This is a genomic window from Magnetospirillum sp. ME-1 (assembly GCF_002105535.1).
Classification (GTDB): domain Bacteria; phylum Pseudomonadota; class Alphaproteobacteria; order Rhodospirillales; family Magnetospirillaceae; genus Phaeospirillum.
On the sequence record NZ_CP015848.1, the window covers coordinates 3803085 to 3825842 of the forward strand.

The following is a 22758-nucleotide window of genomic DNA, read 5'->3' on the forward strand; positions in this document are numbered from 1 at the left end:
TCCGCTGACGCGGATGGGCCGCCGCCCTTACCCGCCCGGAGGGATGCTCCGGACCTCCTTGCTTGAAAGAGGTGGGAGCCGCCATGTCGCGCCAATTCGCCGACCACGTCTGCGACATGCTGTCCCCGCTGGGCTCCGTCACGGCGCGGGCCATGTTCGGGGGCTTCGGCGTCTATCTTGACGGATTGATGTTCGGGCTGATCGCCTGGGACACCCTGTTCCTCAAGGCCGATGACGGCAACCGCCCCATGTTCGAAGACGCCGGTGCCGCCCAGTTCAAGCCGTGGGACGACAAGCCCATGGTCATGCCCTATTGGGAGGTTCCGGCCGATGTCCTGGAGGACGGGGCGCAATTGTGCGTGTGGGGCCGGGCGGCCTTCGACGCGGCGCTCCGTACCCGCAAACCCAAGTCGAAAAGGACTGGAAAAGACCGCCGGTGAGGCTCACTGTCTACAGAGTGCGTCTTATTCGCAAAGAGTTGCCGAATGCCCCACCGCCTGCGCGTTCCCGTCTGCAAGCCGGCTCCGCCGCCCGCCAATCTGCCGCCGGATTCCGGGCATCGCCGTTCCATCGTCCAGTCCCTCTGGCGCGGCGTGCGGCAATTGTGTCCGCGCTGCGGCGTCGGCGGCAGCATGGAGGGCTATCTCGGCATCCGCGCCGCCTGTCCCCATTGCGGCGAGCGCCTGGGGCACATCAAGGCCGATGACGGCCCGGCCTACTTCACCATGCTGATCGCCGGGCACATCGTGGTGCCGCTGGTCCTGGCCGCCGAGCAGGCCTGGCATCCGCCCCTGGAATTGCAGATGGCGGTGGCGGTCGGCGGGCTGGGCCTGCTGATCTGGCGTCTGCTGCCCCGGGTCAAGGGCGCGGTGCTCGGCCTGATGTGGGCGCATGGCCTGAAGGGCGACGAGGTCCAGGGCGACGTGGAGCGCCACGGGTAAGGGGCGGCGAAGACCCCCGAATTGGAGCTTCTAGTTGGCCACCAGACGATAGCCGACGCCGTGCACCGTCAGGATGATGGACGGGTGGCGGGAATCCGCCTCGATCTTGCGGCGCAGGCGGCCGACCAGCACGTCGATGGTGCGGTCGATCACCGCCTCGCCGTCATGCTGGGTGAGGTCGAGCAGCTGGTCGCGGGTCAGCGCCCTTCCGGCGTTGCGGGCCAGGGCGGCCAGCACGTCGAATTCGCCACGGGTCAGGCGCACCAGTTCGCCGGTGGGCGAGGTCAGCTGGCGGGCGTCGCAATCCAGGCGCCAGCCGGCAAAATTGTGGATGCCGGTGGCCGAGCGCTCGGCGGCCATGGTGGGCGCGACGCGGCGCTGGAGATTGCGGACGCGCACCGCCAGCTCGCGGGGATTGAACGGCTTGGTGATGTAGTCGTCGGCGCCGATCTCCAGGCCGACGATGCGGTCGGTCTCGTCCTGCCGCGCGGTGACCAGGATGATGCCCACCGACGACTTGGCGCGCAGTTCGCGCGCCAGGATCAGGCCGCTTTCATCGGGAAGATTGATGTCGAGCAGCACCACGTCGGGCACCGTACGCGACACGATGGCCTTCATGTCCTTGGCATCGGCCGCCTCGCTCACCTGAAAGCCTTCTCCGGTGAGATAAGCCGCGAGCTTGGCGCGGGTGACGGGTTCGTCCTCGACGATCAAGACGTGCGCTTTTGCCGACACTGCATTCTCCGGCCGACGTTTAGTCTGGTATTCACCTCCCGTTTACAGGGTATTGGCGCGTAATTCAATCACTGCCGTAATTCCGTTGTGAACTTCGCTTTATAAAAGCTCCACTGGGTTTTCGCGCCGGCCATGGCCCGCGGGAAGGGGTGGAGAAACGATGGTGCCTCGGCACAATCCGATCATTGGACGCTTCGACGACGGCAGCGGCTTCGGCCGTCTTTCCGTGCTGGTCGGCGCGCTTCTGGTTGCGTTGTTCTGGCTGGGGCTGGGAATCGATCCCGTCATCGAGCGTCAGTTCTCTGCCTCGGGCGTCGTGCCGTCCGCCGAGATCGGGCGGAGCGGCAACATGCTGCTCGCCACGATCCTGGTGCTGGGCATGGGGGCCATGGTGGTACTGCTGGTCCAGGCGGTGTATTGGCAGCGGCGGACCGCCGCGCGCCTGAAGTTGCGGGAAGCCGAACTGACCGAGCAGCGCGACAGACTGCGCCGCTATGTGGCCGATCTGGAGCGCATCGCCGACGTGGCGGCCCACGATCTGCAGGAGCCCCTGCGCCGCATGGTGGCCTATTCCCAGCTTCTGGCCACCCACGACGCCGCCGGTTGCGACGACGAGGTGCGCGATTATGTCGGTCACGTCGTTGATGGCGCGCGGCGCATGCGGGCGCTGGTCAGCGGGTTGCGCGATTTCGTATCGGTGGATTCCATTCCCCGGACCGGCGAGGTGTGTTCGGCCTGGGTGGCCATGGGCATCGCCCGCCAGCGCCTGGCGGAAGTGCTGGCCGCGGCCGGGGCCACCCTGGTGGTCGATCCGCTGCCCGAGGTCGAGGCCGATCAGGCCTCGCTGATCGAGATTTTCGTTCAGTTGCTGGACAACGCGGTGCGCTACCGCGCCGCGTCGCGCCGGCCGGTGATCCATGTTTCGGTGGTTCGCGACGGCGACATGGCCCGCATCAAGGTTTGCGACAACGGAATGGGCATCGATTCGGCCCGCATGGTCCGCATGTTCGAGATTTTCTACCGCCCCCACAGCGGCGACGAGGGCGTGGCCCCCGGCATCGGCACCGGCTTGGCGGTGGTCCGCCGTCTGGTGGAGCGCCTGGGCGGCCAGGTCTGGGTTGAATCCGAGGGCGGAGAGGGCAGTTCCTTCGGCTTCAGTCTGCGGTTGGGGGCTCGGTTGCCCGACCGCCGGGAGGAGATGACGGCCGCCTGAACGGCGGATGAAGACGGGGGGCGTCGTCCCTTGGGCGGCGCATCCTCGGTGGCACGGTCAGCTTGCGGCATCCCCGAACCCCAAGCCGCGGGCAGGATCGTAAGAGGAGGGGGTGCCCCCAACGCCTCCTCCTCGTCGCCACCGCACACCAGGTGAAATGTTCCTTCGCGGCCATCCCCGAACCCCAAGGCCGCGAGGGGGCTTGGAGAGGGAGCGGCCCCCAAACGCTCCCTCTCCTTCATTTCGGGGAGAGTTTCCAGGGGGGGGGAAACGCTCAGTTGGACGTGCCGGGAAGCTCGGTCTCGGTTGGAAGATGGTCCGCCGCGATCCGGCCGAGATGGCGTTTCAGCTTCAGCAGGGCGGCGGCCAGTTCGGTTCTCGCCTCCCGCTGTTCGGCTTCCGATGATTTCGGGTTGGGAATGGTGGTGAGGCAGACCAGGGCCTCGCGCGCCGCCAGGCGGATATTCGCCTCGCCCTGGAACGCCATTTGATTCAGCGTGGCGATCTCGCGCTCCGGATTGTCGCGGAAATCGGTGCGCAGATAGGCCTCGGTGGTGGCGTCGTCGTGCAGGATATAGGCGTGCAGCCCGGCGTCGTGGGCGCTGAGCTCATTCAGCAGGATCATGGTGAACCAGCCCAGCGTGATCTCGGTCAGGTTGATGCCGCGCCGGGTCTTTTGCAGAAAGGTCTCGACCTTTTCCATGTTGGCCAGCATTTCCTGGCGGAATTCCTCGCGTTCCTCGGCGCTCATATGCGGTGGAGGGGGCGGCGGGGCGGCGCAGCCCATCAGTGCGGCCACCATCAGTGCGGCGATCACCCGGCGCATGGTTTCCATTCCATCTCTATGAGGTGACGGGGCGAGGCGCCCGGTCCAGTGCCGCCAGGGCGCCGGCCAGGCTGGGGCAGCGCGATACGATCCGCCCCGAGCGGGCCACGCTCCAGGTGGCGCCCTTGGGGCCGGCCGCCGATTTGGTCACGGTATAAAGGGGACGCTCGAGGGCGTGGCGGTAGATGGAGAACACCGCGCCGTCGGGGCGGACGTCGATGGCGTAGTCGCGCCAATCTCCACAGGCCACCCGCGTCGCGTATAGGGTCAACAACTGGGTAATCTCGGTGCGTTCGAAATGAACGAACCCGGTATTTCCCCGGTACTCGGACATGCGGATCAATGTCGCCATCGGCCACCCCACCGGTCTTTCCCCTGGAAATACTGTCGCCCAGGGAATGGTGTCTGTCGAGTATTTAGATGGGGGCGCCGGTCAGCGGATGGGAGTGGAGGCGGGAACGAAGCCGATCAGACGGTCGTTGCCTTCGTTGTAGGGCTGGGAATAGCAGGTGGGCCGCGCCAGGGTGCTGTAGCAGTAGACCTGCGGCGGCGGGGTCGGCCGGTCGGGCAGATCGATGCAATAGGCATCGCCGCGCTCGGCCCTGGGGCTCGAACAGTCCTTGCCGGTGATCCAGCCCGCCACATGGTCGCCCATGGTCTTGTGGGTGTTGATCAGGCTCAGGGCTTCCAGCTGCATGAACGTATACGTATTGGGCAGCGGCCGGGGGCCGGGATTGAGTGATCCCCGCTCGCCGATCCAGGCACAGCCGCCCACGGCCAGCATGCCAGCCACTACCCAACCATACGTAACGCTGCGCCCGATCATTTCTATGATCCTGCCTGACACTTGAACTATAGTGTGGGACCACGTCAAAACGGAATCAATGGGCAGATTCTGCCGGGGGGCAGCGAGATGGCGGTGACGGCACCCCTTTGCGCCGGGGATTGGGCGGCGCCGGACTTCATCCTGCCCGGCATCGACGGCCGCAACTGGAGCCTGTCCGATATCAGGGGCGAACGCGGCACGGTGGTGGCGTTCATCTGCAACCACTGTCCCTATGTGGTCGCCATCATCGACCGGCTGGTCCGCGACGCGGAGGTGCTGCGCGCCGAAGGCATCGGCGTGGCGGCCATCAATTCCAACGATCCCGTCCAGTACCCCGAGGATTCCTTCGACAACATGCTGGTCTTCGCCCGCGCCCATGGGATCGGCTTCCCCTATCTGTTCGACGAAAGCCAGGAGGTGGCCCGGGCCTGGGGCGCGGTCTGCACCCCGGATTTCTTCGGCCTCGACCGGGACGGCCGCCTGCGCTATCGCGGGCGCCTGGACGAATCCGGCCGCCTGCCCGCCGCTCGGGACGCGCGCCGCGAGTTGCTGGACGCCATGCGGCAGGTGGCGGCCACCGGCCGCGGGCCCGAGCATCAGGTGCCCAGCATGGGCTGTTCGATCAAATGGCGCGAGGCGCCTTGAGGGGATTCGTGACGCCGTATTTGCCAAGGGGGCCGGGGCGGACTATGTTACGGCGCGGCTCCAGGCCATAAGCCGGGGCCAGACCGCCCGCATGGAGTAGAGTTCCTTGACCGAGAAGCACGACGATGCCGCCGCCGACCTCCTGATCAAGGAGGTGGACGAGGATCTCCGGCAGGATGAGCTTAACAGGCTGTGGAAGAAGCACGGCGGCCTGCTGACCGTGGCCGCCGTGGCGCTGGTGCTGTCCGTGGCCGGCTGGCAGGCCTGGCAGGGCTGGGACGCCAAGCAGCGCCAGGCCGCCTCGTCGCGCTATTCCGAGACGTCCACGCTGGTCGAGCAGGGCAAGAAGGACGAGGCGTCGGAAGTGCTGGCCAAGCTGGCCGCCGAGGGACCCAAGGGCTACCGGCTGCTGGCGGAACTGCGCCGCGCCGACATGGCCCAGCAGGCGGGCGATTTCGCCGCCGCCGCCGCGCTGTACTCCAAGATTGCCGCCGATGGCGGGGTGGACAAGGTCTATCGCGACATGTCGGCCATCCGCGCCGCCTATCTGGTTCTGGACAGCAGCGACCCCGCCGCCGTCGAGAAGTCGGTGGAGCCGCTGGCGGTGGAGGCCAGTTCGTGGCGCCACTCCGCCCGCGAAATCCTGGCCCTGGCCGCCCTGAAGCGCGGCGACGCCGCCCGTGCCGCCGATCTGCTGGCCAAGATCGCCGAGGATGCCGCCGCGCCCCAGGGACTGAGGACCCGCGCCGCCGAATTGCTTGCCGCCACCGGGCAACGCGCCAGGAGCTGATTCATGGGAATGACCGTCATGACGCGCAGGATCGCCGGTGTCTTGATCGCCGTGCTGGCGCTGGGAGGTTGCGACAGCTGGCTGGGCGACAACAAGGCGCCGCCGCTGCCGGGCAAGCGCATCTCGATCCTGTCGCGTGAAAAGATGGTCGAGCCCGACATGGGCGGGGCGGCCGCCAAGATCGTTCTGCCGCCGCCCGAGGAAAACGACGACTGGCCCCAGGCCGGCGGCTATTCCAACCATGCCATGCACCATATGCAGGTGGGCGATTCCCTGGTGCGCCTCTGGAAGAGCGACGCCGGCACCGCGGCCGGCAAGCGCCGCCGCCTGCTGGGCCAGCCCATCGTCGCCGAGGGCAAGATCTTCACCGTCGACGCCTCGTCCCGGGTTTCGGCTTTCGACGCCAATACCGGCAAGCGGCTGTGGCGGGCCGAGCTTACCCCCGAGGATACCTCCGAGGTCTATACCAGCGGCGGCCTGGCCTACGAGGACGGGCAGATCTTCGCGGCCACCGGCTTCGCCCAGGTGGTGGCGCTGGACGCCAGGAGCGGCAAGATCGACTGGCGCCAGACCGTGTCCGGGCCGTTGCGCGGCTCGCCCACCGTGCGCGGCGGCCGGGTGTTCGCGGTCACCGTCGACAACCAGACCCATGCCCTGGCGGCCGAGGATGGCTCGGTGCTGTGGACCCATACCGGCATCGCCGAATCCGCCGGCCTGCTGGCCGGCAATTCGCCGGCGGTGGACGGCAACATGGTGGTGGTGCCCTATTCCTCCGGCGAGATTTTCGCGCTGCGGGTCGAGAACGGCTCCATCATCTGGCAGGATTCGCTGGCCACGGTGCGCCGCACCGAGATCGTCGGCGCCCTGCTCGACATCCGCGGCCGTCCCGCCATCGACCGCGGCCGCGTCTACGCCATCAGCAACGCCGACATGCTGGTCTGCATGGAGCAGCGCAGCGGGCGGCGCATCTGGGAAAAGGAGATCGGCGGGGTCCAGAGTCCGTGGATCGCCGGCGACTACCTCTATGTGCTCACCAACAACAACGAGGTGTTGGCGCTGGAGGCGAAGACCGGCCGCATCGTCTGGGTGACCGAGATGCAGAACTGGGAGAACCCCAAGGACCGCGAGGGCCGCATCGTCTGGGTGGGGCCGGTCCTGGCCTCGGACCGTCTGATCCTGGCGTCGTCCGACGGCAAGCTGGTGTCGCTGTCGCCCTATACCGGCGACATGCTGGGCTGGGAGGAGGCGCCCGCCGCCATCAGCATCGCTCCGGTGATCGCCAACAACACCCTGTATTTCCTGACCGACGACGCCGATCTCGTCGCTTATCGCTAGAGTACCCTTCATGTCCTTTACCGTGGCCATCGTCGGACGCCCCAACGTGGGCAAGTCCACCCTGTTCAACCGTCTGGTGGGCAAGCGCCTGGCCATCGTCCACGACCTGCCCGGCGTGACCCGCGACCGCCGCGAGGGCAAGGCCAGCCTGCTGGGCATGGACTTCCAGGTGGTGGACACCGCCGGCTTCGAGGACGAGGGCGGCGATTCCGTCGAGGCGCGCATGCGCCGCCAGACCGATCTGGCGGTGTCCGAGGCCGACGTGGCGCTGCTGCTGATCGATGCCCGCGCCGGCGTGACGCCGCTGGACCGCCATTTCGCCGACCATCTGCGCCGCCTGCCCACTCCCGTCATCCTGGTGGCCAACAAGTGCGAGGGCAAGGCGGGCGCGCCCGGCCTGTACGAGGCCTATGGCCTGGGCATGGGCGAGCCGGTGCCGGTTTCGGCCGAGCACGGCGAGGGCATGTACGAATTGTTCGAGGCCCTGCGCGACCACGCCATCAAGGCCGGTGCGCTCACCGAGGACGGCGACGATCCCGAGGAACCGGAAGCCGGCGACGAGGACGACCCCACCCGCCCGCTGACCATGGCCATCGTCGGCCGTCCCAATGTGGGCAAGTCGACGCTGGGCAACCAGCTCCTGGGCCAGGACCGCCTGCTGACGGGCCCCGAGGCCGGGCTGACGCGGGACGCCATCGCGGTGGAGTGGGAGCACCGGGGGCGGCGCATGAAGCTGGTGGACACCGCCGGCCTGCGCAAGAAGGCCCAGATCTACGACGCCATCGAAAAGCTGTCGGTGGGCAACACCATCGAGACCATCCGCATGTCCGAGGTGGTGGTGCTGGTGATGGACGCCGCCGCCATCCTGGACAAGCAGGACCTGACCATCGCCCGCCTGGTGGTGGAGGAGGGCCGCGCCCTGGTGCTGGCCATCAACAAGTGGGACATGGTCGATGATCCCCAGACGGCGCTGAAGCGCCTGAAGGACCGGCTGGAAACCTCGCTGCCCCAGGCCAAGGGCGTCGCCACCGTGACCCTGTCGGCGCTGACCGGCCGGGGCATCGAGAAACTGATGGACGCGGTGCTCGACACATGGGGCCACTGGAACCGCCGCATCCCCACCGCCCAGCTCAACCGCTGGCTGGAAGACATGATCGAGCGCCATCCGCCGCCTGCCTTGCCGGGGGGGCGCCGCTACAAGATCCGCTACATGACCCAGGCCAAGGCCCGGCCGCCGACCTTCGTGCTGTTCGCGACCAGGCCCGAGGAATTGCCGGAATCCTATTCGCGCTATCTGGTCAACGGCCTGCGCGAGGCCTTCGACCTGCCCGGCGTGCCGGTTCGCCTCTATGTGCGCGGCGGCAAGAATCCCTATGCGGAAAAGGACGGCTGATCTTCCTGTCATCCTGAGCGGAGCGAAGGTTCTTTCACCCGATTGCGGCTGAAAGATGCTTCACCTGCGGTTCAGCATGACAGACGGCGCTCTTATTTGTGCCGGGAGAACAGATCCAGCGTCTTGCAGATCAGCGAGCCGATGGGGCGCGGCTTGGGGTCGGACAGGCATTGGGCCAGGTAATCGGCCACCGCCTTGTCGGGGTCGGTCTCGGCGGTCTGGCGGGCGTCGACGCCACGGGCCTGCATGCGCTTCATGAAACCGTCGCCGGCGGAAATGGCGATCACCGTTTCGATGCCGTCCAGGGGGTGGGGCCGTCGCCCTCGTAATGGTGGAACACCTGGGCCGGTTCCAGCTCGACCCGGGCGGCGCTCCGGCCGGCGTCCGGGTCGTAGACCAGCCAGTGCCGGGCGCGCCCGGCATGGCCGGTGACCTTGGTGAAGCGGGAATCAACGGCAACGGCGATTTTCATGGCGCGGCGTCCTTAATGTGAAGCATTTCATAGACATGGGCAGATCGCGCGATCACTAAGGCAGGTCTGGGGCGGGAATACGTATCGGGATGCGCATTCCCTTGATGTGGGGCCTGAACTCGGCGATTATCCGGCAGGCGGAGGAGAACGACTGTGACGGTACGCATTCTGATAGCCGAGGATCAACAGCTGGTTCGGCAGGGCCTGGTTGCTCTGCTGGCGGTTGACGATGTCACCATCGTCGGCGAGGCGGAGGATGGCAAGGGCGCGCTGGAAATGGCCCGGACCCTGTCGCCGGACGTGGTGCTGATGGATTTGTCCATGCCCGAGCTGGACGGCGTGGAGGCGACCCGGCGCATCAAGCAGGTGGCGCCGCAGGTCCGCGTCCTGGTGCTGACCGTCGCCAATTGCGAACGCCGGGTGGCCGAAGCCCTGGCGGCCGGTGCCGATGGCTACGCCCTGAAGAAGCTGGGTCATGCCGAGCTGATGGCCGCCATCAATGCGGTGTGCGCCGGCAAGACCTATCTGGGCCCCGGCCTGTCCGAGGATCTGGTCAAGGAATACCTGGAAGGCTCGGACATGGCCGGCGGTTCGCTCACCGCCCGCGAGCGCGAGGTGCTGCAGCTGATCGCCCGCGGCCACAAGAACCGCGAGATCGCCGACGACCTGGGCATCGCCATCAAGACGGTGGAGACCCATCGCACCAAGATCATGCAGAAGCTCGACCTGCACAATTCCGCCGAACTGGCGGCCTATGCCATCCGGCGCGGGCTGATCGAGTAGGAAATTTTTATTGTCATCCCGAGCGAAGTCGAGGGATCTCATCCCGGCATGATGGTGCCGGTTCTGGTCCGTCCGAGCAGGACGAGATCCCTCTTCCCGATGGTTGTCGGGATGACCGATGGAATTATTCGCCGACGGCCGCCAGTCGCGCCGCCCAGCTCCGCAGCCGGCCCATGGACCGGCGGGCGAAACGCCACAACCTCCACCCGTTCAGCCGCGCATGGGCCCAGGCCTTGGCGCCGGTGATCCAGTCGTGCAGGCGCACGAACCACGCCACGCTCATCAGGGTCGGCTTGCACAGGGTGTAGATGCGGGCGAACAGCGCCGTGGCGGTAAGCTTCGCGGCCAGCAGCACCAGCACGCCCCACAGCACGTGGCCATGGGCCATGGCCCACAGCGCCATCAGCTTGAAGGGAAACATGGCGGCGCCCGGCGCCAGGAACAGCGCCGCCGCCGCCATGGGGGGCAGGGCCTGGATGCGGGCTTCCAGCCGGGCGACCAGGGGCAGGCGGCCCAGACGGGCCATCAGCGCCTTCAGGCCGGCCCAGACCACTTCCTCGGCCAGCATCAAGAGGACGGCGGGCGGCACCAGCAGGGCGGAAAGCAGGGGATGGCGGCGGGGCGTTCGGTCGGTCATGGGCCTGATCACAGGAAAGACGGCATCAATATAGGGCGGCCTGCCTGTCACGCAAACGTCAGGATGGGGTGCTAGCCTGCGGCGCCGCTCATTGATGAAAGCCTGCCATGCGCCTGCCGTCCTCGCCTCTCGGCATCTTCCTGGTCATCTGCGCCGTCCTGCTGCCCGCCGGAGCGGGGCTGACCGCCCCGGTCTGGCTGATGGTCATGGGGGTCCGCCTCGACATCGCCGCCGCCATCGGATCGCGCATCGTCGGAGTGACCGTGCTGGCTTGTGCCTGTCTGGGGCTGGTCTATCGGTTGGTGATACGGCCCCGTCTGGTGATTGCCGCCCCGGTGATGGTCGAAACAGGGCCGCTTCAGGAAAACCCGGCCCGCGACAGGATCGTCCACGCCCTGGTGTGGTGCCTGTTCCTGGTTCCCTTCGTGCTGGTGGTCATCAGCTTCATTGTGGGTCAGCTGGACAAGGCGGTGGGGGTGGATTGACGCCCTTGCGACGGTCGTGGCGCAATTTCCGTTCGACGCCGCAATCCAGGCAGACCTGGGCGCGGGCCCGGCGGCAGCGGTCCTTGACCGGGCAGTCCTCGGGCGGTTCGGCCCGGGTGGGGCGGCCGGAGCGGGTGGTGGGGGGCTTGGGCGGGGCGGGATCTGCCATGATGGCCGAAGGAACCGGGCCTAGTGCCCGCCCTTCTTTTCCTTCTTGTCGTCCTTCTTCTCTTCCTTGCCGCCGCCCTTGCCCGATACCTGATCGGGACGCATGAAGGCCTGAACGGGCTTCAGCCAGTCCGAGGCGTCGTTGGTCCGCTCGGCCACGGCGGCGCGGCCGTCGGAAGAGGCGTTCAGGGTGGCGGTGACGCCTTCCAGCGCCGCCCGCTGGCTGGCCTCGTCGCCGCCCTCGGCCCGGACGGCGAAGACGGCGCGCACCGGGATGGCGGCGTCGGGGCCGCTGGGGCGCAGCGACAGCATCCAGCCGACCTTGCGGTTGGGGCCTTCGATCACCCCTTCCTTCATCATCAGGGACTGGTTGGCGGCCATGATGCCGATGGAATAGCGCAGCACCGCATCGCCCGGCGGCGCCTGGAGGGTCACGCCCACCGGAATGGGCTTGGTTCCATGCAGCACCAGTTCGCCTTCGACGGCATAGGCGATGCCGTCGGCGCGGGGAAAGCGGGCCAGTTCGTTCTTGAACGAGAAGGTGGCCTCGTTGGAGCGGGTCCAGCCGCGCGGGATTTCCTTGCGCAGCAGGAAGCGCTCCACCGTGCGGCGCAGGGTGTAGAAATGCTCGTCCTCGGTGGGGGTGAAGCTCTCGCGCTTGCGGGGCGCGGGCAGCAGGCCGGTGGCTTCGATGGTGAAGATGCCGTAGCCGTTGGCCACCGGGGCCTTGTCCACCAGGGCGAAATTCTCCACCGCCACGGACGCCGCCACGGGCGCGCCGGGAATGCCCTTGGCCGGAGCGGTGGCCGCCTGGGATTCCGCCGCTTGGGCATGATATGCCGGGCCGGCGGTCATGGCGAAGGCAAGCATGGCCATGGACCTGAGGAGCATGGGGGAATCCGATTCTGTTGGTCCCGAACGACTGGCGGCATTGTGGTCCTTGTGAAGATGGGTTTTCAACTCCCAGATAGGGAGGGTGTGGGGCGTGGAAGGGAAAAGATGATGGAAGGCCAAGCCGGACCGGTTACCGTCAGCATCGCGCGCAAGGCCGTCGCGGGCCGCGAGGCCGATTACGAGGCCTGGATCTCGCGGGTCACCGCCGAAGTCTGCCACTGGCCGGGCTACCAGGGGGTCAACGTCCTGCGGCCGGCGGCGGTCACCGACTACGCCTATGTCACCATCTACCGCTTCGCCACCTGGGAGCAGTGCCACGCCTTCGAGAAATCCGAGATGCGTGCCCGGTTCCTTGAAGAATTGCAGGGTATGGTCCAGCCGGAAGCCGAGATCAAGAAGGTCACCGGCCTGGAATTCTGGTTCGACCTGCCCGAGGTGCCGGCCCAGGCCCGGCCGTCGCCCCACAAGATGGCCCTGGTGGTCACCCTGGTGGCCTATGGCGTGGTCATGGGCCTGAATTTCACCATCGGTCCACTGGTCGCCGCCTACCCGCTGTGGCTGAAGGCCCTGATCATGGTCTCGGCCCAGGTGTTGCTGATGACCTACGTCTTCATGCCCCAGGCGACCCGGCTGTTGCGCCGCTGGCTGTTCGGGGGATGAGAGGGGTGATCAGCGCCTGAGCGCGCCGGGCAGGGCGTGGCGGGCCAGGGCCACCGACTGGGCGGGCAGGTCCACCGCGTCGGCGAAGGCCAGCAGAGAGGCCTCGTCGTCCAGCAGGAAATCCAGCACCGCCCCCAGCACCTCGGTCTCGCCCGCCCGTCGCCGCAAGGTCTCGGAATCGCAGCCGGTCAGCGCCAGGAAGCGCATGGCGCGGTCCTGGTCGGTGACCAGCCAGGCCAGGGCCCGAAGCGCCGTCACTTCCGCCGAGGCGGGGGAAACCATGGTGTCACGCATGGCCGATCCCCCTGGCCCGGTGCATGCGCTCCACCTGCGAGAGCAGCCGCATGGCCCGGTCCGCCGCCGGCCAGTCGCCCCGCCGGGCCAGATCTTCGGCCCGCCGCGCCGCCACGAAAACCGCTTCCCGCCCGAAATAGGCGACCATTTCGTCGGCCGCGCTGGTCCATTGTTCGTCCATGCCTGCCTCCAGCAAAGAACGAAACGATAAAATAAGCGGAACAAAAAGGCAATACCCCGCTTGGGAAAGGCACATGTCAGACTTGAAGCGGCAAACTGTGCTTCCCATGTTCCATACCATGCGTATGGGGGGCGAAAGGGGAGGGCCGGATGCGGTTTCGTTGGGCCTTCGTGGCGCTGGGGGGAGCTACTCTTGCCGCGGTTTTCGCACTGCTGAACTGGGGCGGGGTCTTCGAGGACCGCCGGCTGGTGATCGGTGTCCTCAATCACGCCATCGTGGCCGAGGAGGCGCTGGACGGCTTCAAGGCCGGTCTTGCCGCCCAGGGCTATCCCGAAGGCGGGCGCGTCACCTATCACTATCGCGGCCCCGTCACCGGCTCGGCCCTGGACGCGGAGGCGGAGCGGCTGGCGGGCTTGAAGCCCGACCTGTTCCTCAGCCTGTCCACCCCGGCGGCCAAGGCCGCCTTCGCCGTCGCCAAGCCCCTGGGCACGCCGCTGGTGTTCGCCCCCGCCAGCGATCCCATCGCCATCGGTCTGGCCGACACCCTGGGACGCCCCGGGCGCAACGCCACCGGGGTCACCTTCGGCATCCAGGAACCGGTGCGGCTGCAATGGCTGAAGACGCTGCTGCCCGATCTCAAGGCGGTGCTGGTGCCCTTCAATCCCGACGACGCCTCGCCCAGGGTGTCGCTGGCCAAGATCACGCCCCTGGCCGCCGAACTGGGTATCCGCATCGATCAGGCCCATGTGCGCAATCTGGCGGAACTGGATTTAGCCCTGGCGCGGATGGCCCCCGACGTCGGCGCGGTGTTCGTGCCGGTGGATGCCTTCGTGGCGTCCCAGGTGCCCCATCTCATGCTGGCCACCCTCGGCCGCAAGGTTCCCCTGACCACGCCGCAGCGCGGTGGCGTGGTCGAAGGCGCCTTCATGTCCTATGGTCTGGACATGCGGGCCTTGGGCGGCCAGGGGGCGCGGCTGGCCGCCCAGATCTTCGGCGGCGTTCCCGCCGGCGACCTGCCGGTGGAGACGGCGGAATTCCGTCTGGTGATCAACATGGAGACCGCCGGGCGCCTGGGGCTCGAGATTCCCGATTCCATTCTGCGCCAGGCGGAGCTGATCCGGGCCGCGAGGGGGGAAGATGGCCGCTGAACGCTCGCTGCACCGCAAGCTTCGCCTGGCCTTCATCGGTCTGGCCATGGGGCCGCTGCTGCTGGCGGGGCTGGTTCTGTCGGTGACCGTCTACCGCCTGCAGGACCGCCAGACCGAAGCCATCCAGCGCCAGGTCGGGCGCGCCATCGTCTCGGACTTCCGCAATTACCTGGGGACCCTGACCCTCGAGCTGGAGGAGCCCATCCGGCGCCAGAGCCTGGCCGCCATGGACGCCAGGGAGCGGCAGTCCCTGGCCGAGGGCCTGATCGCCTTCGAGCCCATGTTCATCGAGGTGGCGGTCCTCGACCCGGCGGGAAACGTCAAGGCGCGGGCCAGCCGCTACGAGCCGGTGGTGTCCCAGGGGCCGGCCGGCCTCGCCCATCTGCCCGAGGTGGCGGCCGCCATGATCGGAGGAGCCAACGCCATCGGCATCGTCCGCCAGTACGATGCCACCAACGAGCCGATGATCGGTCTGGCGATCCCTTCCATCAACCCCAGGAACGGCCAGCCGGAAGGCTTCGTTCTGGCCCAGGCCCGCTTCCGCCGGGTCTGGGACCTGACCCGGCCGCTGGCCGGGCTCGAACAGCTGAACAGCTATGTCCTCGACCATGCCGGTCAGGTGATCGCCCATCGCAATCCGTCCGTGGTGCTGGCCCGCACCATCCGGCCTCTGCCGGTAACCGACGGGATCGGCCGGGGCATGAATGGCGCATGGTCGTTCACCACCAGCGAGGCCTTCGTGATCGGCGGGCGCCGCTTCCTGGTGGTGGTGGAGCAGCCGCTGCTCAGCGCGCTCAAACTGCCGGCCGGCACGGTGCTGATCGTCGCCCTGGTCCTGCTGCTGGGCGGAGCCGGGGCCTGGGCCCTGGTACGCCACGCCCGGCGCGCCATCCTGGCCCCCATCGACGCCCTGGCCGAGGCGGTGAGGGACGTGGAGGCCGGCGACATGAGCCGGCGTGCGCCGGTCACGTCCGCCGACGAGATCGGCGCGCTGGCCTCGGCCTTCAATTCCATGACCGGGCGGGTGGGCGAATTGCTCCGTGATCTGGGCGATTCCGAGGAAAAATTCCGGCTGGTGATGGACAGCGCCAGCGACGCCCTGGTGGTGATCGACGCCGAGGGCCGCATCGTTTCGTGGAATCGCGGTGCGACCCTCATGTTCGGCTACGAGTCGGCCGAGGTCATGGGCCAGAACGTCTCATTGCTGATGCCCGATTACATGCGCGAGCGTCACGACGCCATTCTGGCGGGTATTCGGGACTCCGCCGATCACCAGATCGACACGATGCCGCGGGAACAGCCGGCCCAGCGCAAGGATGGAAGCCTGTTCCCGGTGGAAGTCACCCTGGCCGGCTTCTCGTTCAAGGGGCAGCGCTTCTATTCCGGCATCATGCGCGACATCTCGGCGCGCAAGGAGGCGGAATCCAACATCCGCTTCCTGGCCCGCCACGATGCCCTCACCGGCCTGGCCAACCGGGTGGTGCTGCGCGAGAAGCTGGACGAGATCCTGCCCGAGACCGGGGCGCGGCAGCTGCACTGCCTGCTGTTCATCGATCTGGACAATTTCAAGGTGGTCAACGACGTGCTGGGCCACAGCTTCGGCGACCGGCTGCTGGTGGAGGTGGCCGACCGGCTGCGGTCCATCGAGGGCGGCTACAATATCGTCTGCCGCCACGGCGGCGACGAGTTCATCCTGCTGGCCCCCGACATCCAGACCCGCGAGAAGGCGGCGGAACTGGCCGATCGCGTCCTGGCGCTGATGGCCGATCCCTTCGCCATCGATTCCCAGGCCATCGAGGTGGGCTGCTCCATCGGCATCAGCATGGCGCCCGATGACGGCTCGGACGCCGAGACGCTGATCCGCAAGGCCGACATCGCCATGTACAAGGCCAAGGAGAAGGGGCGCCTGGGCTATCAGTTCTTCACGTCCGCCATGGACCGCCAGATGGTCGAGCGCCGCGAACTGGAGAAGTCCCTGCGCCGGGGCCTGCGCGACGGCGAGGTGTTCATCCATCTGCAGCCCAAGGTCCGCCTGGGAGAAGGCCGCGTTACCGGCTTCGAGGCCCTGGCCCGCTGGCATAGCGCCGAGCACGGTCTGGTGCCGCCGGGCCGCTTCATTCCCCTGGCCGAGGAATGCGGCCTGGTCGCCGCCATCGGCGACACGGTGCTGCGCCGGGCGCTGGACACCATGGCCGGCTGGCAGGCGGGCGGGCGGCTGGCGCTGCCGGTGGCGGTCAACCTGTCGGCGGGGCAATTGGGCAATCCCGGCCTGGCCGGCGAGATCGACGCCTTGCTGCGCGAATACGGCGTGGCGCCGTCGCTGCTGGAACTGGAACTGACGGAAAGCATGCTGATGGGCGACGCCGATCAGGTGCGCGCAATCCTGTTCCGCCTCAAGGATCTGGGCATCAAGCTCAGCATCGACGATTTCGGCACCGGCTATTCCAGCCTCAGCTATCTGAAGCGCTTTCCGGTGGACGTGCTGAAGATCGACCGCTCCTTCGTGGCCGACCTGCCCGGCGACCCCGAGGGCGAGGCCATCTGCCTCGCCATCATCCGCATGGCCAAGGCCCTGTCCATGGACGTGGTGGCCGAAGGGGTGGAGACCGAGGCGCAAAGCCGCTTCCTGGGAGAAAACGGCTGCGACTTCGCACAGGGCTACCATTTCGCCCGCCCGCTGCCGGTGGAGCAGGCGGTGGATTACCTGCCCCTGGCTTGCACGCCGGACCAGCCGGCCTGAGGGAGGGATGACGGGAATGCGGGCGTCCTGCCCGCATGGGGGACCCTCAGCCGCTGGACAGTTCCATCTCGGCCAGCAGCCAGTGCTCCATGTCCTGGCCCACCGGCCGGCCGCGGCTTTCCCAGATGGCGTAGGCCCGCTCGCGGATGCGGGCGATATCGTCGCCACGGGCCAGGATGTCCGAGACCTCCCGGTTGATGTCGATCATGCTATTGATGCGCTCGTCATTGCCCTTGGCGCCCAGGCCGTCGGTGGACAGGGCATAGGCCACCTGGCGTTCGTTGGGGAATTGCCAGGCGCGCGTCATGGCGATATGGGCCAGGGTCCGCCAGACCCGCTGGTTGCGTTCCAGCGCCTTGAGAAAGCTGGCGGTGTCGCTGGCCTTGTCCAGTTCCCGGGCCGCTTCGTCGAGCGCCAGGGCTCCGGTCTCGGCCAAGGTCAGCCTTTCCGAATTCAGGCTTGCCATCGGGTCCCTCCCGATTGCCGGATTGTCCATGCTTTTCATGGATAATCCTAGGGCGAACGGCAGGGGGATTCAATGCCGCTTAAGTGATGGACCGATGACACTTTCCCCACTGATCCAGATCAAAGCGGCCCGGCGGCGGCCCTGCTATTCTTGACATGCATCAAGACATGTTTTCCGAGGGGGAGGACAGTATGGTTATCGACGATACGGCCGTGATCGCCTTGACGTTCCTGGGATTCATCCTGGCGGTGACCGGCGGCCTTGCCTGGTTCGTGCTGAGCCGTCTGGGCAAGTAGCCGGGCGGGACGAGTGGGAAAGAACAAGCCGCCGGGCCTTACCCGGCGGCTTTTCTCTTGAGTTCGTTCAGGACGAACACCCGGATGGCCGAGGACAGGTTGGCCTCGCGCGAGCAATCGATCTCGGCCACCATCTGGTTGATCGACAGGTTTCGCTCCTCCGACAGCTCCCGCAGGCACTCCCAGAATTCCGGCTCCAGGGTGACGCTGGTGGCGTGGCCGGCGATCTTGACCGAGCGCTTGGCCGGCAATCCGGTCATGGCGCGGCGCTGACCGTCTGGGCGGGGGCGCCCTCCCATTGGGAGTGGGCGGGGATGCCTTCGCCCTTCATGACGATGGTCAGCTTGCCGATGCGGGCGAAGTCGCCCACCTCGGTGTCGTAGAGCACGGTGGAGCCCGATCCCACGGTGACGCCGGTGCCCAGCCTGACCCGGCCGACCTTCATCACCCTGTCCTCGTACAGGTGGGTCTGCAGCGCCGACAGCGAGTTGATGGCGCAGAAATCGCCCACCTCGACGCAGTCGAACTCGGTGATGTCGGTGGTGTCCATGAACACGCCGGAGCCGAAACGGCAGCCGTACAGCCACAGGAACCACGGCAGGAAGGGCGTGCCGCGCAGATGGTCCAGCAGCACCTTGCCCGCCAGGCCCCAGTACATCACCGCCACCGCCTCGGTGCGCAACGCCCACCACGACCACATGGGCTTGGCGGTGGGGCGGTAGGCGCCCATCATCAGCCACTTCACCGCCACCGACGACAGGGCCAGCGAGACCGAGATGGCCACCGACGCGGCCACGAACAGCGGCAGGACCACGGCGTATTCGCGGGCCAGGATGCTGGGCGCCAGCAGGTCCACGGTCAGGATGCCGAAGGTGATGAACAGCGCGGTGGGCAGCGAGACGGCGAAGGCCTCGAACACGGCGCGCCACACCCGGCGCCACAAGGGCGGCGCGAAGGTCCAGTCGGCGCCCACATCGTCGAAGCGCTGGCGTACCGGCAGCTTGAAGGGGGGATTGCCGAACCAGGTGTCGCCGGGCGACATCTGGTGGTTGGCCGGCGGGCGCGACTTGATGCCGATCAGGGCGCCGGTGGGGATCACCGCGCCGGGCGGCACCACGGCGTCGTTGCCGACGAAGACGCGGGCCTCGGTCTTGACCGGCTCTAAGACCATCCAGCCGCGCCGCACGCATTCGTCGCCCAGCACCACCTCGTCGGCGATGAAGCAGCCCGGCCCGATCTCGGTCAGGTCGTAGCGTCCGGCCAGATTGCAGGAAATCTCGGCGTCCTTGCCGATCTTGGCCCCCATCAGCCGGTACCACAGCCGCATGTAGACGGTGGCGTAGAGCGACGACAGGGTTTCCAGCATCAGCTCGGTGGCCAGCGCCACGATCCATTTGCGGACGTAGAGGCTGCCATAGATGGAGAAGCTTCCCGCCGTCACCACCGGCAGCACCGTCCAGCGCACGATGGCGATCAGCAGCACGGTGACGGCGATCAGCGCCATGGCGGTGGGCCAGGCCAGCAGCGGCAGGATGGTGGCGTATTCGCCGCCGACGAAATAATCGCTGAGGCGTTCGAAGATGAAGAAGGCCGGGAAGATGGGCAGCAGGCTGATGGGCGGCAGCACCACCAGCATCAGGCCGTAGAGGATGGTCAGCGCCAGCTTGCGCCCGACGGTGGCGTGGGCGGCCTGGGGCAGGGCGGCTTCGTCCACCATGCCCACCTTGCGGCCGGGCGAGCCGTCCCAGTGCTCGTAACGGCCCACCCGCGTGTCGGGGGCGATGGAGGTGAGGTCGCCGACCTCGCCCCCCGTCTCGATCACCACGCCGTGGCTGATCATGCATGAGGTGCCGATGAAGGCGTCGTCGCCGATACGGATAGGGCCGATCACCAGTTCGTCGCCCACCGCCTCGGCATTGGCCAGCCGGGTCTTGCCGCCGATGGCCACGCCGTCGCCGATGCTCACCAGGTCGAAGGCGCCGGCCTCCATCTCGGACAGGACGCAGTCGCTGCCCACCCTGGCACCCAGCAGGCGCAGGTAGATGCTCATGATGGGCGTGCCCTGGAACCACTTGATATGGGCGACACTGACCACCCTTTGCGCCAGCCACCAGCGGAAATAATAGGTGCCCCACAGCTTGTAGCGGCCGGGCCTGGTCCGGCCGAGGATCAGCCATTTGAGCGCGATGGAGGCCGAGATGGTGCCGATGTTGATCACCGCGTAGGTAATCATCAGGGTGACCATCTCCTTCAGCCAGCTGGCATCCTCGCCCGACAGCAGCATGTAGGAGATGAACACCCCCAGCCACGGCGCGGTGGTCAGCGCCAGAATGAAGGGCATGGCCACGCCCTGGGCCAGTCCGCACAGGAAACGGCGCTTCCAGCTCGGCGGAATGAAGGACAAATCGGCGGGTTTGGCGCCGGGGGCGGGCGCGCGGGCGGCGAGTAACGCCCCCATGGCGCGAAGGGTGCGCGCCGCGTAGATCTCGTTCAGCGTCAGGCTGGCCAGGTCCGGCGTCTCGCGCACCGCCGAGACGAATTTGGCGGCCAGCAGGGAATGGCCGCCCAGATCCAGGAAGAAATCCGCCTCGAAGGGAATGACCTGACCGGGAAACACCCGGCGCGCCGCGTCCAGCAGGGCGGCTTCCGTCGCATTGGCGGGCTCTTCCTGCTCGGCGCCGCCCACCGACAGGTCCAGCGGCAGGTCTTTGAGCGCCTTGCGGTTCAGCTTGCCCGATGTCAGGCGCGGCAGCTCGTCCACCACCAGGTAATGGGACGGAACCATGTAGGCGGGCAGCTGGGCGCGCAGGCCTTCCCGGAGCGTGCCGGATTCGATGGTGGCGCCGGCTTCGGGCAGGATGGTGGCCACCAGCCGCTCGATGCCGTCGTCGGTGCGCAAGGAAACCGCCGCCTGATTGATGCCGGGCAGGGCCGACAGGCGGGCCTCGATCTCGCCCAGTTCGACGCGGAAGCCCCGGATCTTGACCTGATCGTCGATGCGGCCGTGGAAGACGATGTCGCCGTTTTCGTCCATGGCCGCCGCGTCGCCCGAACGGTAGAGCACCGGGGCGGAGCCGTCGGTGTCCCAGGGATTGGGGATGAATTTCTCGGCGGTGAGTTCCGGGCGGCCGAGATAGCCGGCCGCCACGCCCGGCCCGCCGATCAGCAGTTCGCCGGTGGCGCCGGGGGGGACCGGCTGGGTGAAGTCGTCCACCACGTGGCAGACGTAATTGGGAATGGGCCGGCCGATGGTCACCGGCTTGCCCGCCTCCACCTCGGCCACGGTGGCCACCACGGTGGTCTCGGTGGGGCCGTAGGAATTGAAGATGCGCCGCCCGGGGCGGCACCAGCGCTCGGCCAAAGCGGGCGGGCAGGCCTCGCCGCCCAGGATGATGACGCGCAGGCCGGGAATGTCGCCGGGCAGCAGGCTCAGCAGGGTCGGCACGGTGTCGAGCACCGTGATGCCGGCCTCGGCCAGCACGCTCGGCAGCCGGTCGGCTTCGGCCAGGGTGCGGCGCCCGGCGATCCACAGCTTCGCCCCCACCAGATAGGGGACGAAGATTTCTTCCAGCGACAGGTCGAAGGCCACCGAGGCGCCCTGGAACACCACGTCGTCGGAGCGCAGGCCGTAGATGGAATTGGCGGCGCGCAGGTAGTGGCAGATGTTGGCGTGGCTGATGACGATGGCCTTGGGCTTGCCGGTGGAGCCCGAGGTGTAGATGGCGTAGGCGGGGTCGGAAGGGCAGGCGCCCTGGGCGCGCGGGTCGGGGCTGGCGCCGTCCGGCGCGCCTTGCTCCAGCGTCGGCAGGATCAGGGTGTGGGCCGGCATGGCCCCCGTGATGGCCCCCATGGTGAAGGCGTCGACGATCAGCGCCTTGGCGGCGCAATCGTCCAGGCATTCCGCCACCCGCTCGGCCGGCGCCTCGGTGTCGAAGGGGATGTAGGCGGCGCCCGCGGCCAAGATGCCCAGCAGCGCCACGTGCAGATCCAGCGAGCGGCTCATCCACAGCCCGACGAAATCGCCGCGTCCGATGCCCCGGGCCGCCAGGGCGCGGGCCACTTTCTGGGCGCGGGCCGACAGCTCGCCATAGCCCAGCGTCACCTCGCCGAAGGTGGCGGCGGGCGCATGGGGAAACGCCCGGACGCTGGCGGAAAAGATTTCCCACAGGGTTTCGTCGCGGATCAGCGAAGGATCGCGGAGGCCGAAGAGGGCTGAAGGCAAGGACTGTGTCACGTTGTTCCCGGTTTTGGCGAGGTCTCGGCGCGGGCGGCGATGACCAGAACCTCGTCGATGGGGAGGGTATACCAAGTCACGGCATAACATTCACCCCCTACATGCATCTGAATGGGCCGCCAGGGGGGCGGCGCCGACAGGTCGTCCAGATGCGCCAGGGCGGGTTCGGCCAGGCCATGGACGATGCCGGTGCCGCGCGCCTTCAAAACCGCTTCCTTGGCGGTCCACAGCCGGGCGAAGGCCAAGGCGCGGTCCGGCGGGGGCAGGGCGGTGAGCCGGGCCCGTTCGGCGGGGGCGAAGGTGGCGGATGCGTCCTCCCACACCGGGATGCAGCGCTGGACGGTCTCGATGTCGGCGCCCACCGGTCCGGTGCGCGAGCTGGCGATCAGCAGCAACCCGTCCACGGACGAGCAGTTGAACCAGTACTTGAGGTGGGGGTCGGTGAGGCGCGGCTTGCCGAACGGGTCGCGCTCGATGGCGATGTCGGCCTCGGGCCGTCCCAGTTCGGCCGCCAGATGGCCGAGCAGGGCGCGCCGCCGGGCTTCCGGGGCGGCGGCGAGGCCGGCATAAAGCCGGGTTTGGCCATCTAATCGCAT

26 protein-coding genes are annotated in these 22758 nt (G+C 67.7%); 12 read left to right on the forward strand and 14 right to left on the reverse strand.

Features of this window, described 5'->3' with window-relative positions; genetic code table 11:
- The first annotated feature begins 83 nt into the window (after positions 1-83).
- Together WV31_RS17795 and WV31_RS17800 are read left to right on the forward strand one after the other, a co-directional pair.
- Positions 84-440, forward strand: coding sequence for a TfoX/Sxy family protein (locus WV31_RS17795; protein WP_085374825.1), 357 nt, complete (start codon positions 84-86; stop codon positions 438-440).
- Between the two features lie 45 nt (positions 441-485).
- Positions 486-941, forward strand: a complete 456-nt coding sequence (locus WV31_RS17800; protein WP_085374826.1) for a DUF983 domain-containing protein — start codon at positions 486-488, stop codon at positions 939-941.
- A gap of 30 nt (positions 942-971) precedes the next feature.
- Here the strand turns inward: WV31_RS17800 and WV31_RS17805 are convergent, their stop codons facing one another.
- Entirely contained in the window at positions 972-1676 is a 705-nt protein-coding gene (locus tag WV31_RS17805; protein ID WP_068432848.1) for a response regulator, read from the reverse strand.
- 160 nt (positions 1677-1836) lie between these two features.
- Between WV31_RS17805 and WV31_RS17810 the strand changes: the two genes are divergently transcribed.
- Entirely contained in the window at positions 1837-2889 is a 1053-nt protein-coding gene (locus tag WV31_RS17810) for a sensor histidine kinase (protein ID WP_085374827.1), read from the forward strand.
- Positions 2890-3163: 274 nt separating this feature from the next.
- Here WV31_RS17810 and WV31_RS17815 read toward each other — a convergent pair whose 3' ends face one another.
- The 3 genes from WV31_RS17815 to WV31_RS17825 form a co-directional block, all read right to left on the reverse strand.
- A complete protein-coding gene (locus tag WV31_RS17815; protein ID WP_237051355.1) occupies positions 3164-3724 on the reverse strand; it encodes a hypothetical protein in 561 nt (186 codons plus the stop codon).
- A 7-nt stretch (positions 3725-3731) separates the two neighbouring features.
- Positions 3732-4067 (reverse strand): DUF2794 domain-containing protein, encoded by a 336-nt coding sequence (locus WV31_RS17820; protein ID WP_237051356.1) that lies wholly within the window; start codon positions 4065-4067, stop codon positions 3732-3734.
- Between the two features lie 81 nt (positions 4068-4148).
- Positions 4149-4499, reverse strand: coding sequence for a hypothetical protein (locus tag WV31_RS17825; protein WP_237051357.1), 351 nt, complete (start codon positions 4497-4499; stop codon positions 4149-4151).
- Positions 4500-4628: 129 nt separating this feature from the next.
- Between WV31_RS17825 and WV31_RS17830 the strand changes: the two genes are divergently transcribed.
- From WV31_RS17830 to der, 4 genes are all read left to right on the forward strand, one after another.
- The gene (locus WV31_RS17830; RefSeq protein WP_085374829.1) at positions 4629-5186 is read left to right on the forward strand and encodes a thioredoxin family protein; all 558 of its coding nucleotides are present in this window, start codon (positions 4629-4631) and stop codon (positions 5184-5186) included.
- Positions 5187-5292: 106 nt separating this feature from the next.
- Positions 5293-5976: a tetratricopeptide repeat protein gene (locus WV31_RS17835; RefSeq protein ID WP_085374830.1), complete on the forward strand. Its 684-nt coding sequence runs from the start codon at positions 5293-5295 to the stop codon at positions 5974-5976.
- Positions 5977-5979: 3 nt separating this feature from the next.
- Positions 5980-7311: a PQQ-like beta-propeller repeat protein gene (locus WV31_RS17840; protein ID WP_085374831.1), complete on the forward strand. Its 1332-nt coding sequence runs from the start codon at positions 5980-5982 to the stop codon at positions 7309-7311.
- A gap of 10 nt (positions 7312-7321) precedes the next feature.
- Positions 7322-8704: a ribosome biogenesis GTPase Der gene (der, locus tag WV31_RS17845; RefSeq protein ID WP_085374832.1), complete on the forward strand. Its 1383-nt coding sequence runs from the start codon at positions 7322-7324 to the stop codon at positions 8702-8704.
- 92 nt (positions 8705-8796) lie between these two features.
- Here der and WV31_RS22545 read toward each other — a convergent pair whose 3' ends face one another.
- Both WV31_RS22545 and WV31_RS22550 read right to left on the reverse strand, forming a co-directional pair.
- Complete coding sequence (locus WV31_RS22545) at positions 8797-8991, reverse strand: hypothetical protein (protein ID WP_237051358.1); 195 nt, start codon at positions 8989-8991, stop codon at positions 8797-8799.
- Positions 8988-9176 carry a hypothetical protein gene (locus tag WV31_RS22550; RefSeq protein ID WP_237051359.1) on the reverse strand — a complete coding sequence of 63 codons (189 nt, stop codon included), beginning with the start codon at positions 9174-9176 and terminating at the stop codon, positions 8988-8990. The genes WV31_RS22545 and WV31_RS22550 overlap by 4 nt, the downstream gene beginning before the upstream one ends.
- Positions 9177-9329: 153 nt before the next feature.
- Between WV31_RS22550 and WV31_RS17855 the strand changes: the two genes are divergently transcribed.
- Entirely contained in the window at positions 9330-9959 is a 630-nt protein-coding gene (locus WV31_RS17855; RefSeq protein ID WP_085374833.1) for a response regulator, read from the forward strand.
- A 124-nt stretch (positions 9960-10083) separates the two neighbouring features.
- Here WV31_RS17855 and WV31_RS17860 read toward each other — a convergent pair whose 3' ends face one another.
- The gene (locus tag WV31_RS17860; RefSeq protein WP_085374834.1) at positions 10084-10596 is read right to left on the reverse strand and encodes a hypothetical protein; all 513 of its coding nucleotides are present in this window, start codon (positions 10594-10596) and stop codon (positions 10084-10086) included.
- A gap of 107 nt (positions 10597-10703) precedes the next feature.
- On the opposite strand from WV31_RS17860, the gene WV31_RS17865 reads away from it, so the two are divergent.
- The gene (locus tag WV31_RS17865) at positions 10704-11081 is read left to right on the forward strand and encodes a hypothetical protein (protein WP_085374835.1); all 378 of its coding nucleotides are present in this window, start codon (positions 10704-10706) and stop codon (positions 11079-11081) included.
- A 189-nt stretch (positions 11082-11270) separates the two neighbouring features.
- Here the strand turns inward: WV31_RS17865 and WV31_RS17870 are convergent, their stop codons facing one another.
- A complete protein-coding gene (locus tag WV31_RS17870) occupies positions 11271-12140 on the reverse strand; it encodes a hypothetical protein (protein ID WP_085374836.1) in 870 nt (289 codons plus the stop codon).
- Between the two features lie 108 nt (positions 12141-12248).
- Between WV31_RS17870 and WV31_RS17875 the strand changes: the two genes are divergently transcribed.
- Complete coding sequence (locus WV31_RS17875; protein ID WP_085374837.1) at positions 12249-12803, forward strand: antibiotic biosynthesis monooxygenase; 555 nt, start codon at positions 12249-12251, stop codon at positions 12801-12803.
- Positions 12804-12812: 9 nt separating this feature from the next.
- On the opposite strand, the gene WV31_RS17880 is transcribed toward WV31_RS17875, so the two are convergent.
- Positions 12813-13097 (reverse strand): DUF3572 domain-containing protein, encoded by a 285-nt coding sequence (locus WV31_RS17880; RefSeq protein WP_085374838.1) that lies wholly within the window; start codon positions 13095-13097, stop codon positions 12813-12815.
- On the reverse strand, positions 13090-13278 hold the full coding sequence (locus WV31_RS17885) for a hypothetical protein (RefSeq protein WP_085374839.1): 189 nt from the start codon (positions 13276-13278) through the stop codon (positions 13090-13092). Before WV31_RS17885 ends, WV31_RS17880 begins: the two co-directional genes overlap by 8 nt.
- Positions 13279-13427: 149 nt before the next feature.
- On the opposite strand from WV31_RS17885, the gene WV31_RS17890 reads away from it, so the two are divergent.
- Positions 13428-14426 carry an ABC transporter substrate-binding protein gene (locus WV31_RS17890; protein WP_085374840.1) on the forward strand — a complete coding sequence of 333 codons (999 nt, stop codon included), beginning with the start codon at positions 13428-13430 and terminating at the stop codon, positions 14424-14426.
- Entirely contained in the window at positions 14416-17166 is a 2751-nt protein-coding gene (locus tag WV31_RS17895; protein WP_085374841.1) for a bifunctional diguanylate cyclase/phosphodiesterase, read from the forward strand. Before WV31_RS17890 ends, WV31_RS17895 begins: the two co-directional genes overlap by 11 nt.
- 46 nt (positions 17167-17212) lie before the next feature.
- Here WV31_RS17895 and WV31_RS17900 read toward each other — a convergent pair whose 3' ends face one another.
- From WV31_RS17900 to WV31_RS17915, 4 genes are all read right to left on the reverse strand, one after another.
- The gene (locus WV31_RS17900) at positions 17213-17632 is read right to left on the reverse strand and encodes a DUF2934 domain-containing protein (RefSeq protein ID WP_085374842.1); all 420 of its coding nucleotides are present in this window, start codon (positions 17630-17632) and stop codon (positions 17213-17215) included.
- A gap of 334 nt (positions 17633-17966) precedes the next feature.
- Positions 17967-18188, reverse strand: coding sequence for a ribbon-helix-helix domain-containing protein (locus WV31_RS17905; protein WP_085374843.1), 222 nt, complete (start codon positions 18186-18188; stop codon positions 17967-17969).
- Entirely contained in the window at positions 18185-22150 is a 3966-nt protein-coding gene (locus tag WV31_RS17910) for a Pls/PosA family non-ribosomal peptide synthetase (protein WP_237051360.1), read from the reverse strand. The genes WV31_RS17905 and WV31_RS17910 overlap by 4 nt, the downstream gene beginning before the upstream one ends.
- Positions 22151-22158: 8 nt before the next feature.
- A complete protein-coding gene (locus WV31_RS17915) occupies positions 22159-22758 on the reverse strand; it encodes a 4'-phosphopantetheinyl transferase family protein (protein WP_237051361.1) in 600 nt (199 codons plus the stop codon).